Annotated in this window: 11 protein-coding genes and 1 pseudogene; 8 read left to right on the forward strand and 4 right to left on the reverse strand. The window is 67.3% G+C overall.

Annotation, left to right across the window (positions count from 1 at the left end; translation table 11 throughout):
• Positions 1-57: 57 nt before the first annotated feature.
• From fba to AB4Z32_RS23540, 8 genes are all read left to right on the forward strand, one after another.
• A complete protein-coding gene (fba, locus tag AB4Z32_RS23505; protein WP_442124289.1) occupies positions 58-1,122 on the forward strand; it encodes a class II fructose-bisphosphate aldolase in 1,065 nt (354 codons plus the stop codon).
• A gap of 231 nt (positions 1,123-1,353) precedes the next feature.
• Positions 1,354-2,250, forward strand: a complete 897-nt coding sequence (locus tag AB4Z32_RS23510; protein ID WP_442124290.1) for a phosphoribosylaminoimidazolesuccinocarboxamide synthase — start codon at positions 1,354-1,356, stop codon at positions 2,248-2,250.
• Position 2,251: 1 nt separating this feature from the next.
• Entirely contained in the window at positions 2,252-2,770 is a 519-nt protein-coding gene (gene purE, locus AB4Z32_RS23515) for a 5-(carboxyamino)imidazole ribonucleotide mutase (protein ID WP_442124291.1), read from the forward strand.
• Positions 2,771-2,780: 10 nt separating this feature from the next.
• Positions 2,781-3,989: a 5-(carboxyamino)imidazole ribonucleotide synthase gene (locus AB4Z32_RS23520; protein WP_442124292.1), complete on the forward strand. Its 1,209-nt coding sequence runs from the start codon at positions 2,781-2,783 to the stop codon at positions 3,987-3,989.
• Positions 3,986-5,044, forward strand: a complete 1,059-nt coding sequence (locus AB4Z32_RS23525; protein WP_442124293.1) for an L-threonylcarbamoyladenylate synthase — start codon at positions 3,986-3,988, stop codon at positions 5,042-5,044. The genes AB4Z32_RS23520 and AB4Z32_RS23525 overlap by 4 nt, the downstream gene beginning before the upstream one ends.
• Positions 5,045-5,253: 209 nt before the next feature.
• Complete coding sequence (locus tag AB4Z32_RS23530; protein ID WP_442124294.1) at positions 5,254-6,765, forward strand: alpha/beta hydrolase family protein; 1,512 nt, start codon at positions 5,254-5,256, stop codon at positions 6,763-6,765.
• Between the two features lie 226 nt (positions 6,766-6,991).
• Complete coding sequence (locus tag AB4Z32_RS23535) at positions 6,992-8,344, forward strand: SGNH/GDSL hydrolase family protein (RefSeq protein WP_442124295.1); 1,353 nt, start codon at positions 6,992-6,994, stop codon at positions 8,342-8,344.
• A gap of 28 nt (positions 8,345-8,372) precedes the next feature.
• The gene (locus AB4Z32_RS23540) at positions 8,373-9,053 is read left to right on the forward strand and encodes an OmpW/AlkL family protein (protein WP_442124296.1); all 681 of its coding nucleotides are present in this window, start codon (positions 8,373-8,375) and stop codon (positions 9,051-9,053) included.
• Between the two features lie 65 nt (positions 9,054-9,118).
• On the opposite strand, the gene AB4Z32_RS23545 is transcribed toward AB4Z32_RS23540, so the two are convergent.
• From AB4Z32_RS23545 to AB4Z32_RS23560, 4 genes and pseudogenes are all read right to left on the reverse strand, one after another.
• Positions 9,119-9,772: a hypothetical protein gene (locus AB4Z32_RS23545; RefSeq protein ID WP_442124297.1), complete on the reverse strand. Its 654-nt coding sequence runs from the start codon at positions 9,770-9,772 to the stop codon at positions 9,119-9,121.
• On the reverse strand, positions 9,750-11,171 hold the full coding sequence (locus AB4Z32_RS23550; protein WP_442124298.1) for a cytochrome P450: 1,422 nt from the start codon (positions 11,169-11,171) through the stop codon (positions 9,750-9,752). Before AB4Z32_RS23550 ends, AB4Z32_RS23545 begins: the two co-directional genes overlap by 23 nt.
• Positions 11,137-12,042 (reverse strand): helix-turn-helix domain-containing protein, encoded by a 906-nt coding sequence (locus AB4Z32_RS23555; RefSeq protein ID WP_442124299.1) that lies wholly within the window; start codon positions 12,040-12,042, stop codon positions 11,137-11,139. The genes AB4Z32_RS23550 and AB4Z32_RS23555 overlap by 35 nt, the downstream gene beginning before the upstream one ends.
• A 93-nt stretch (positions 12,043-12,135) precedes the next feature.
• Positions 12,136-12,360, reverse strand: a pseudogene (locus AB4Z32_RS23560) (hypothetical protein); the annotation flags it as partial.

The following is a 12,360-nucleotide window of genomic DNA, read 5'->3' on the forward strand; positions in this document are numbered from 1 at the left end:
GGAGCGATGCGCGGGCGAGGTTCCACACAGGTTTTTTTTATTGTTTGGAGCAAAACCATGGCACTCGTATCAATGCGTCAACTGCTGGACCACGCCGCCGAACACGGCTACGGCCTGCCGGCTTTTAACGTCAACAACCTGGAGCAGGTCCAGGCCATCATGGCCGCGGCCGATCAGACCGGCAGCCCGGTGATCATGCAGGCTTCGGCCGGCGCCCGCAAATATGCCGGCGAAGCCTTCCTGCGCCACCTGATCGACGCCGCCGTCGAGGCCTATCCGCACATCCCGGTCGTGATGCACCAGGACCACGGCCAGTCGCCGGCCGTGTGCATGGCCGCGATCCGTTCGGGCTTCACCTCCGTCATGATGGACGGCTCGCTGGAAGCCGACGGCAAGTCGGTCGCCTCCTATGAGTACAACGTCGAAGTCTCGAAGGAAGTCGTCAAGTTCGCGCACTCGATCGGCGTGACCGTCGAAGCCGAACTGGGCGTGCTCGGTTCGCTGGAAACCATGAAGGGCGACAAGGAAGACGGCCACGGCGCGGACCGCACCATGACCCGCGAAGAGCTGCTGACCGACGTCGCGCAAGCCGCCGACTTCGTCGCCAGGACCCAGTGCGACGCGCTGGCGATCGCGATCGGCACCTCGCACGGCGCCTACAAGTTCACCCGCAAGCCGACCGGCGACATCCTGGCCATCGACCGCATCAAGGAAATCCACGCCCGCATCCCGAATACCCACCTGGTGATGCACGGTTCGTCGTCGGTGCCGCAGGAACTGCTGGCGATCATTCGCGAATTCGGCGGCGACATGAAGGAAACCTATGGCGTGCCGGTCGAAGAGATCCAGGAAGGCATCAAGCACGGCGTCCGCAAGATCAACATCGACACCGACATCCGCCTGGCGATGACGGCCGCGATCCGCAAGTACCTGTTCGAGAATCCGTCGAAGTTCGACCCGCGCGACTACCTGAAGCCGGCCCGCGAAGCCGCCACCCAGATCTGCAAGGCCCGCTACATCTCCTTCGGCTGCGAAGGCATGGCTGCGAAGATCAAGCCGATTCCGCTCGAGAAGATGGCTGAGCGTTACAAGGCTGGCGAGTTGTCGCAGATCGTGCAGTAAGTAGCAGAACGCGCAGTAACAGCGAACCCGCTGCGCTAAAACGTCGCCCCCGCGCAGGCGGGGGTCCAAGTTTACGTGGCCGAGCTGCGAACTTGGGTTCCCGCCTGCGCGGGAACGACGGGATAGCGGGAATGACAGCCCGATGCGGCAGCGCGTCAAAAATGACGTAAAATGTCGCACTCCCCACCGGCGGATCCTCCGCCGGTTTCGCTTTATCAAGATACCCCTTCTATGAAAAGCCTCTACCAAGCCACTATTTCCTCCCTGCCACTGCTCGGCCGCGGCAAGGTCCGCGACAACTATGCCGTCGGCGACGACAAGATCCTGATCGTCACCACCGACCGCCTGTCCGCCTTCGACGTCGTGATGAACGAACCGATCCCGGGCAAGGGCATGGTGCTGAACCAGATGAGCGATTTCTGGTTCGAGAAACTCGGCCACATCGTGCCGAACCACCTGACCGGCGTGGCGCCGGAATCCGTGGTGGCGCCTGAGGAAGTGGATCAGGTCAAGGGGCGCGCCGTGGTCGCCAAGCGCCTGAAGCCGATCCTGGTCGAGGCCGTCGTGCGCGGCTACATCATCGGTTCCGGCTGGAAGGACTACCAGGCCAGCGGCGCCATCTGCGGCATCCAGCTCCCTAGCGGCCTGCGCCAGGCCGACAAGCTGCCCGAGCCGCTGTTCACCCCGGCCGCCAAGGCCGACCTGGGCGAGCACGACGAGAACATCAGCTTCGCCGACATGGAACAGCGCATCGGCAGCGAGCTGGCCAACAAGATCCGCGACGTCAGCATCCAGCTGTACAAGACCGCCGCCGACTACGCGGCCACGCGCGGCATCATCATCGCCGACACCAAGTTCGAATTCGGCCTCGACGACAACGGCGTGCTGCACCTGATGGACGAAGTCCTGACCGCCGATTCCTCGCGCTTCTGGCCGGCCGATTCCTATGCGCCGGACATGTCGCCGCCGTCCTTCGACAAGCAGTTCGTGCGCGACTACCTCGAAACTTTGACCGATTGGCAAAAAACCCCGCCGGCGCCGGCGCTGCCGCAGGACGTCATCGAGAAGACCCAGGCCAAGTATTTCGAAGCCATCGAACGCCTGACCGGCGAGAAGCTGAAGGTCTGAGATGGCCGATCAGAATCAGAAACCGGCATTGAACCCCGTAGTTGGCGTGATCATGGGTTCCAATTCCGATTGGGACGTGATGCAGCATGCGGTCGCCATCCTCAAGCAGTTCGGCGTGCCGCATGAAGCCCAGGTGATCTCGGCCCACCGCATGCCGGACGAGATGTTCGCCTATGCGACCAGCGCGCGTGGCCGCGGCCTGCGCGCCATCATCGCCGGCGCCGGCGGCGCCGCCCACCTGCCGGGCATGGTGGCCGCCAAGACCATCGTGCCGGTGCTGGGCGTGCCGGTGCCCTCGCGCTACCTGCGCGGCGAGGACTCCCTGCTGTCGATCGTGCAGATGCCGAAAGGCGTGCCGGTGTCGACCTTCGCCATCGGCGAGGCCGGCGCCGCCAACGCGGCCCTGACCGCGGTCGCGATGCTGGCCTCCACCGATGACGCGCTGGCCGCGCAGCTGGAAGACTTCCGCGCGAAGCAGACCGCCGCCGCCAAGGCCATGACCCTTCCGCTTGAATCATAAGTGATGAGTGATGAGTGATCAGTCTGTGAAACCGTTTCTGCCCGCCGCCAACCCGTCCACCTGGCTGGGCGTGATGGGCGGCGGCCAGCTGGGACGCATGTTCGCCCAGGCGGCGCAAGCCATGGGCTACAAGGTGGCCGTGCTGGAACCGTCGGCCGATTGCCCGGCCGGGCAGGTGGCCGAGCATCTGGTCGAAGCCGCTTATACGGATGCCGCCGGCCTGGACGCGCTGGCCGCCCAATGCGCAGCGGTGACCACCGAATTCGAGAACGTGCCGGCCGACAGCCTCTCGCGGCTGGCGCAACAGGTCTTCGTGGCACCGAACGCCCATGGTGTGTCGGTGGCCCAGGACCGCATCGCCGAGAAGTCCTTCTTCGTGGCCTGCGCGGACAAATCCGGCGTGATGCCGGCGCCGCACAAGGTGATCACATCGGCGGAAGACGTCGACGCCATCGCCGCTGATGTTGCCGATGAGCTGCTGCCCGGCATCCTGAAAACGGTGCGCATGGGCTATGACGGCAAGGGCCAGGTGCGCGTGCGGTCGCGCGAGGACGTGCGCGCCGCATGGGAGTCCATGGGCAAGGTGACCTGCCTGCTGGAGAAGATGCTGCCGCTGGCCTACGAGGTATCGGTGCTGACCGCGCGCGGCCATGACGGCGCCTCGGTCGTGTATCCGATCGCCGAGAACGTGCACCGCGACGGCATCCTGTTCACCACCACCGTGCCGGGCCCGAACGTGTCGCCCGAGTGTGCGCGCAAGGCGCAGGATGCGGCGCGCGCGATCGTCGCCGAACTCGGTTACGTCGGCGTGCTGTGCATCGAGTTCTTCGTGCTGGCGGATGGTTCGCTGGTCGTCAACGAGATGGCGCCGCGTCCGCACAACAGCGGCCACTACACCATCGACGCCTGCGTGACCAGCCAGTTCGCGCAGCAGGTGAGGGCGATGGCGCGCCTGCCGCTGGGCGACGTGCGCCAGCATTCCCCCAGCGTGATGCTGAATATCCTGGGCGACGTCTGGTTCGACGGCGACAGCACGACGCCTCGCGAGCCGGCCTGGGACCGGGTGCTGGCCCTGCCGGGCGCCAACCTGCACCTGTACGGCAAGGACGATCCGCGCCGCGGCCGCAAGATGGGCCACGTGACCTTCGTCGCGCCGACCCTGCTTGAAGCGCAGCGCCAGTTCGAAGCCGCCTGCGCCATCCTGGGGATCGCGCCGTGAGTGAGCTTCAACAGTCGGTGGGAGCCGGCCAGGCCGGGATCGACGCGGGCGCACGCGCGCTCGAAGCCGGCAAGCTGGTCGCCTTCCCGACCGAGACCGTGTACGGCCTGGGCGCCGACGCCGAGAATCCGGCGGCCGTCGCCGCCATCTATGCCGCCAAGGGCCGCCCGCAGGATCATCCGGTGATCGTCCACGTGGCGCCCGGCGCCGCCCTCGATTACTGGTGCGCCGACATTCCTTCCGAGGCGTATCAGCTGGCCGAGGCCTTCTGGCCCGGCCCGCTGACCATGATCCTCAAGCGCGCGCCGAACATTCCCGATGCCGTCTCCGGCGGCCAGGACACGGTCGGCATCCGCTGCCCATCGCACCCGGTGGCGATCCGCCTGCTGCAGGCCTTCAAGGGCGGCAGGGGAGGCGTGGCGGCGCCGTCGGCCAACAAGTTCGGCCACGTCAGTCCGACCACCGCCCAGCACGTGCGCGATGAATTCGGCAACGACGAACGCATTGCCGCGGTGCTGGACGGCGGCCAGAGCGAGGTCGGGATCGAATCGACCATCGTCGACCTGTCGCGCCTGCGGACCCATGGCCCGGTGCTGCTGCGCCCCGGCCACATCTCGGCCGAGGCCGTTGCCGCGGTGATCGACCGGCTGCCGGCCCGCCCGGACGCCCCCGGAGCAGACCCCGCGGCCCCGCGCGCATCCGGCACCCTCGAATCGCACTACGCGCCGCACACGCCGGTGGCGATGCAGGACACGGCCACCCTGGCCGCCACCCTGGAGCGCCTGCATGCCGCCGGCCGCAAGGTCGCGCTGATCCACTATTCTCCGCTGCCGCCGGTGCACGCCGAGATCGCCCTGCCGGCCACGCCGGACGGGTTCGCGCATGCCTTGTACGCGGCGCTGCGCGCGATGGACGGCGCCGGCGCCGACCTGATCCTGGTCGAGGCCCCGCCCCAGGATGGCGCCTGGCTGGGCGTCAACGACCGCCTGCGCCGCGCCGCGCACGGGTCGACCGGGATCGTGCACGGACTGATAAACAACACTACCGAGCTCTGATACAAACGAAGACTTCTCAAACGGGCATGTAGAAGGCATGCTTGTGGGAAATTGATTTATCCGTCGTCCCCGCGCAGGCGGGGACCCAAGTTCTGGGTGCGTTTCGATAGCGCCAGCAAACCTGGGTCCCCGCCTGCGCGGGGAGTCTTTTTTTTGCAGTGCAAAAAAAGACGTGTTTTACAGCCTCGTTTTGTCAGAAGGACATCCCCATGCGTTTGCTCCACACCCTGGGCCTCAGCCTCGGCCTGGGCATCCTGCTTGCCGCTTGCAGCGGCGGCACCACCACCGGCGGCACCCCGGCCGGCGTCGCCAATCCCGATCCGCTGCCCGCGCCCATCCGCGGCAGCCTGGTCGGCCAGGCTTCCTCGGTCGCCGTGAGTGTCGGCGGCGCCAGCCTGACCACCCTGTCGCCGTCGGTGCTGGCCGGCTTCCTGGAATCGGCCCAGACCGGCACCCTGGCGGTGGCCGGCCAGCCCCAGTGTTCGGTCTCGGTCTACCGCGTGCACTACAACACCATCGGCGGCGCCGGCGAGGCGACCGATGCCAGCGCGGCCATCTTCGTGCCTTCCGGCGGCGGCAACTCCTGCAGCAATTCGCGTCCGGTGCTGCTGTACGCCCACGGCACCTCGCTGCAGAAGTCCTATGACATGGCCGATATCGCCAACAACACGGAAGCGCGCCTGGCCGCCGCCGTGTTCGCGGCCCAGGGCTTCATCGTGGTGGCGCCCAACTACGCCGGCTATGGCGGCTCCTCGCTGGGCTATCACCCCTACCTCGACCGGGTGCAGGAATCGGCCGACATGATCGATGCCCTGCGCGCGGCGCGCAGCAGCTTCGGCGCCATCGGCGTGCGCGATTCCGGCAAGCTGATGGTCACCGGCTATTCGCAGGGCGGCTTCGTGGCGCTGGCCACCCAGCGCGCGATGCAGGAACTGGGCAACGCCGAGTTCACGCTCACCGCCGCGGCCGGCATGTCGGGGCCGTATGCGATCGCCCGTTTCGGCGACGACCTGTTCGGCGGCGCGCCGCGCGATGGCGCGACCGTGATCGTGCCGACCATCATCAACGCGGCCCAGCACGCCAGCGCGGCGATCTACCGCACGCCCGCCGAGGTCTACGAGGCGCAGTACACCGCCACCATCGTCGACCTGGTGCCGGGCACCCTGGGCAGCAGCGAGCTGGTCAGCCAGGGCAAGCTGCCCGCGACGGCGCTGTTCGCGGCCGACTCGATGCCACAGGCGGCGGGCTCTACCCAGTATTTTGGCGCCAACAACCTGGTCCGCAGCGATTACCGCGCCGCCTACTTGGCGGACATGGCGGCCCACCCCTGCGACCAGAGCGCGGCCGCGCCCCTGGGCTGCGCGCCCGCACACAATCTGCGCAGATGGCTGGTAAGGAACGACCTGCGCAGCTACCTGCCGGTTGCGCCGACCCTGCTGTGCGGCGGCCATGACGACCCGACAGTGCCGTACTTCAACACGACCGCCACGGCCGCCTATTTCCGTGCCCGCGGCGCGGCCATTACCGAGCTCGACATCGACGACACGCCCAGCCTGAACGACCCCTACCGTTCGGCCAAGGCCGGCTTCGTGACGGCCAGGACCATCCTGCGCGCCGCGAACGGCGACGCCGCCGTCGCGTCCAGCTATCACGCCGGCCTGGTCGCTCCTTTCTGCATGGCGGCGACCCGCGATTATTTCCAGTCGGTACTGTCTCGCTAAGGCTTGATTCGAATACACTTCTTTACATAGGACAAGCCCGGTGGCGTTGCTATAATCGCCAGCGCCCACCGGCTTCATCAGCACACTGTTGTAAATATTGTTGTCGAGAAACGGCCTCAAAGCCTTTTCCGCTATACAACTAGTGCGAACACTGGCATATTAGTTGGGATACGAATAGCACGGGCGTTCGTTTCAAAAGCAAAGAAAAACTCATCTAGGAGACACAATGCGTAAGACCTCTTTCGCGCTCGCGCTGCTGACCGCGGCCGTTCTGACCGCCTGCGGTGGTAACGGCCCTCGCGGCGGCGACCAGACGCCCAAGACCAAATTCAGCAACCAGATCACCTTCGGCGACAGCCTTTCCGACGTCGGCACCTATGCCGTCGGCGGCGTGGCAGCGCTGGGCGGCGGCCAGTACACGATCAACGGCAACAACACCTCGGTCAGCCCTGAACTGACCGGCAAGAACTACACCCAACTGATGGCAGCCCAGCTCGGCCTGCCGGTCCCGTGCGCGGCCCAGACCGGTCTGCAGGGCACCGCATCCGCAGGCTTCTCGGTGCCGGTCACCGACCATCCGGAATGCTTCAACTACGCCCAGGGCGGCGCCCGGGTGACCAACCCGATCGGCCCGGGCAACAAGGCGCTCGACAAGCCGGGCGCGATCTCGCTGGGCCAGATGACCGTGCCGGTCGTGACCCAGATCGCCAACCACCTGAAGAAGGTCGGCGGCAAGTTCAAGGGCGATGAACTGGTCATCGTCATGTCAGGCGGCAACGACGTTCTGGAGCAGCTTAGCGAACTGTCGGCCGGCGCCACCGCCGCCGGCGGCCAGGCCCTGGCGCAGAGCCTGGTGGCCCAGCTGGCTCCGGGCACCGCCAACCCGGCCACCGGCGCCGCCGCGATCGGCGCAGCGATCCAGGCCGAAGCCGCCAAGGGCAGCGCCGCCCCGGCCATCATCACGGCCGCGATCACCGCCGCCGCCCAGAACGGCAACACCGCCGCCCTCGCCAACGCCACCGCCATCGGCACCAAGGCAGGCGCCGACGCGCAAGCCGCCGGCCTGGCGTACTCGGCCGCCCACGGTCCGGACCTGGTCAAGGCCCTGGCCACCGCCGGCGCCGAACTCGGCGCACTGGTCAAGACCCAGATCCTGGCCAACGGCGCAGGCTATGTGGTCGTGAACAACCTGCCGGACGTGTCGATCTCGCCGTCGGCGAAGGCGCAGTCGGCCGATACCCAGAAGCTGATCGCCGCCATGGTCGACGCCTTCAACTCGCAGCTGAAGGCTAGCGTCGCCGGCGAAGCCAAGGTGCTGTACGTCGACCTGGCCGCCGTCAGCCGTGACCAGGCGCTCAATCCGGCGCCGTATGGCCTGACCAATACCACGACCCCGGCCTGCGACCTGAGCGCCGCCAAGAATCCGCTCGGCTCCTCGCTGGTCTGCAACAAGAACAATCTGATCGCTGGCGACGTCAGCCACTACATGTTCGCCGACTCCGTGCACCCGACCCCGTTCGAGTACTCGCTGATCGCGCGCTATGTTCTGGAGCAGATGACCATCAAGGGCTGGCTGTAATTTTCACGGATAAGAACAAGGAAAACACATGAATGCACGTATCAATTTCGTGAAGCTGCTGGTGGCCGCGGGCGCGCTGGCCGCCGCGACCGGTGCTTCGGCGCAGTCGGCGGGCCAGTTCACCGTGTCGGTGGGCGCCAACATGCTGAAACCGCACGTGACCAGCGGCGCGATTTCGGCGCCGGCACTGCCGAACTCGCTGGGCGACGTCAGCAAGGACACCCAGCCGGTGGCCGTCATCACCTACGGCCTGACCGACAACATCTCGGTCGAGACCGCTATCGGCACCCCGTACAAGCACAAGCTGTACGGCGCCGGCTCCATCACCGGCACCGGCCAGCTGGGCACCGTCGAGGCCCTGCCGGCGATCGCCCTGCTGCAATACCGCTTCTTCTCGCCGAACGCGATGATTCGTCCCTTCGTCGGCCTGGGCGTGACCTATGCGATGTTCCAGAAGGAAACCGGCTCGTTCGCGATGACCGCCCTGACCAACCCGGGCGGCGGCACCGCGACCACCTTCCGCATCGATAACAAGTGGACCTATTCGGGTCAGGTCGGCCTGCAGTTCAACATCAACGAGAAATGGTTCGCCAACGCGGCCTTCATCAAGACCAAGCTGAACACCGATGTGCATTTCTCGACGAATCAGGAGCAGCACATGAAGCTGGATCCGGACTCGTACATCCTGTCGGTCGGCTACAAGTTCTAAGCCGCTTGTTCCCGGGCTGAACCGCTCTTGAAAACCCCGCTTCGGCGGGGTTTTTTCTTGCTCGTTCATGAAAAGGTGGCGCGGTAGGCGGGCGGCAGGCCTATGGGGTAGAACATGCCGCTGAAGGCCGCCACGATCAGGACCGCCAGCACGGCTCCCAGCGCGATCGTTCCCCACGCGGCGCGCTCGCGCACGGCCGGCGTCATCGGAGCCGGCAGGCGGCGCCGCAGCGCGCAGGCCAGGTGGACGAACAGGGCCGCCACCGCCAGGCCGTAGTAGGGCACGAAGAACAGCGGCCAGGGGCGGATCTGCAGGCCGGCCGCGGCAAAGTAGAAGTTCGTGTCCAGGCCGAGCACGGCGCGTCCGGACAGCACCGACACCACGTGCACCAGCAGGAAGAAGGCCAGGTAGGCGCCCGACCACGCCTGCAGGCGCTCGAAGAGCGGGCGGCGCGGCGCTCCGCCGCGTGCGCGGCGCACGAGCATCCACAGCCCCGATCCTGCCTGGACGGCGACGCCGAGCAGCAGCAGCGCCTCCATCGCCGGCACGCGGCTCACCAGCCGCACCGCCCGCATGAAGGCGATGTGCGCGCCGATGCCGCGCAGCGCGGCGAGGTGGTTCGCCAGGTGCACCAGCACGTAGGCGGCAACAAGAGCGGCCGCGATCCGGTGCAGCCTGCGCGGCAGTTCCGCCGGCCTATGCATGGAAGGGGCAGGCATGAAGGGCCTCCTTTGCCGGCGGGACAGCCGCGGCGGGCGGGCGCGGCGTCAGCACCAGCCGCAGTCCGCCGGCGGGACGCAGGGTCACCTGCATGCGGGGCTCGGGCACCGCCTGGCCGGGCGCCGGCGCGAGCGTGAAGCGCTGCACAAGCATCGCCAGGGCCAGCGCCATTTCCATCGAGGCGAAACCGTTGCCGATGCAGACCCGCGGCCCGGCGCCGAAGGGGATGTAGGCGCCACGCGGCAGCTCGCGCGTGGCTTGCGCGTCGAAGCGTGCCGGATCGAAGCGCTCCGGCTCCGGGAACCAGCGCGCATCGCCCTGGGCGACGAAGAAGGGGATCGTCACCAGGCTGCCCTTCGGCACCAGCCAGTCGCCGATCCGCACGTCCTCGATCGCACGGCGCATCAGCACCCCGGGAACGGGCGGATAGCGGCGCAGGGTTTCCTTGACCAGGGCCGCCAGCAGGGGCAGCCGCGCCAGGTCGGCCATCGCCGGCACCCGCGGACCGAGCACCGTGTCGACTTCGTGAGCCACGCGCGCAGCCAGCGGCGGATCGGCGGCCAGCGCCCACGCTGCCCAGGCCAGCGCGGTGGCGGTGGTCTCGTGGCCGGCCAGGAAGATCGTCATCAGCTGGTCGCGGATCTCGTCTTCAAGCAGCGGTGCGCCGCTTGTCTCGTCGCGCGCCGCCAGCAGCATGCCGAGCAGGTCGTCGTCCCTGCCTGCGCCGGCACCGCTGCGGCGTGCGCGGATGTGCGAACGCACCAGGCCGTCCAGCAGGCGCAGTTCCTTGCGCTTGCGCGCCTGGCGCGGCAGCGGCGCCCAGGCCGGCATCGCGAAGGGCAGGAACATCTCGGCATAGCCGATCGCCGCCAGCGTGCGGATCGCCTGTTCGATGCGCGCCGTGTCCTGTTCCACCCTGCTGCCGAACATCGTGCGCAGGATGATGTCCATGGCCAGCATGTTCATCGTGTGCTCGGCATCGACCGCGGCGCCGTCGTCGGCTTGCAGCTTGTCGAAGGCGTCGGCCGCCGCCGCCGTCACCTGGATGGCGTAGGCATCGAAGCGCTTCGGGCTGAAGGCCGGCAGCAGGGTGCGGCGCTGGCGCTGCCAGGTCTCGCCCTCGGTGATCATCACGCTCCTGCCGTGCAGCTGGCGCATGACCTTGATGTGCTGCTCGTAGCGGATGAAGGAACGCGCCTTGTCGACCAGCGCTTCGCGCACCTGGTCCGGGTGCATGAAGGCATAGTGGTGCAGCCAGCCGTGGCGCATGTAGACCGTGTCGCCGTAGCGGTGCCGGGCCTGGCGCCAGAAGCCGAGGTAGTCGTCTTCCATGTCGGCCAGCAGGCCCAGGCCGAAGGCGCGGTCACGCGGACCGGGCGGGCGGGATTGCTTCCTCATCTGCATACTCATCGGCAAACTCCAGTCGGTAGACCCAATCGGCTTCTTCGTGCGCGACGTCGCGCGCCAGCTGGGCGGGGCTGCGGCCGGTCTGCGCCTTGCATTCGCGCGCCATGTGCGACTGGTCCGCGTAGTCGCATTCCTGGGCATGGCTGGCGAGGTCCAGCGGCTGGCCGGCAAAGTAGCGCCGCTGGGCGCTCAGGAAACTGCGCTCGCCGCGGCGCAGGCGGTTCAGGGTCTGCAGGTTCGTTCCCAGCTCGCGCAGGGCCAGGCGCTGCAGCTGGCGCGGCCCGATCCCGAGCACGCTGCTGGCCATCCCCAGCGTGATGCGGCTGCCCATGCGGCGGATGCGCAGCCAGGCCGGCAGCTTGTGGTGCCGGGTGTGCTCGACGATGCAGCGCTCGACCAGGGCCTGGCGGGCCGCCGTCGAGGCGGCGGCGAACACGGTGTCGGCCAGTTCGCGGCCGCGCGCGGGGAGTACTTCGTGCGCCGGGAAGAACCTGTCCTGCAGCGGCGCCAGGTCGATGCCGAACAGGGCCTGAAAGGCGTCCGGATAGAACATCGCCATGAAGGCCCAGGTATCGCCGCGGTTGCGCGAGACGACCGGATGGGTCTGGCAACCGCTGAGCACGCAGCCGGACATCAGCTGACCCTGCTGCCCGCCGCCATTCGACAGCAGCTCGGCCTCGCCCTCCAGGAACCAGGTCATCACGCAGTGGGCGCTGGCGGGAAAGCGGTTCAGCAGCTGCTCGCCCTGCAACGCGCTGCCGCGGGTATCGCGCAGGATGAAGCCGCGCACGAAAGGCGACACTTCCACCGAAGGCTGGTACAGGCGCGCAATGGGCAATCGCAGGGAGGACGGAGCATTCATGATCGGTATTGTGCAATTGTTATTGATAGCAATATAGAACGATCACGACATGGCGTGGGCAGTTTGCAGGCGTAAAAAAGGGCGCTGTCTGCATTAAGTGTTGAATCTGCCCAGCGCCGCTCTCAAAAAGGCATCTGGGCTGGCAATACGCTGCCCATCCAGCGCCCAGCGCCAGCCGAAGTAGTGGTCCAGGTAACGGCTGGCGATGCCGCGGAAAGGCAGCAGCCAGGTGCGCATCCGGCTGTGATAGGCGTTCACGTTCTGGATGTGCAGCGCACCGCGCTTTCKTTCGCCGGCSCTCGCGTTGATGGCCTCATG

It is taken from the genome of Massilia sp. 2TAF26 (genome assembly GCF_052115005.1).
GTDB lineage: Bacteria > Pseudomonadota > Gammaproteobacteria > Burkholderiales > Burkholderiaceae_D > Telluria.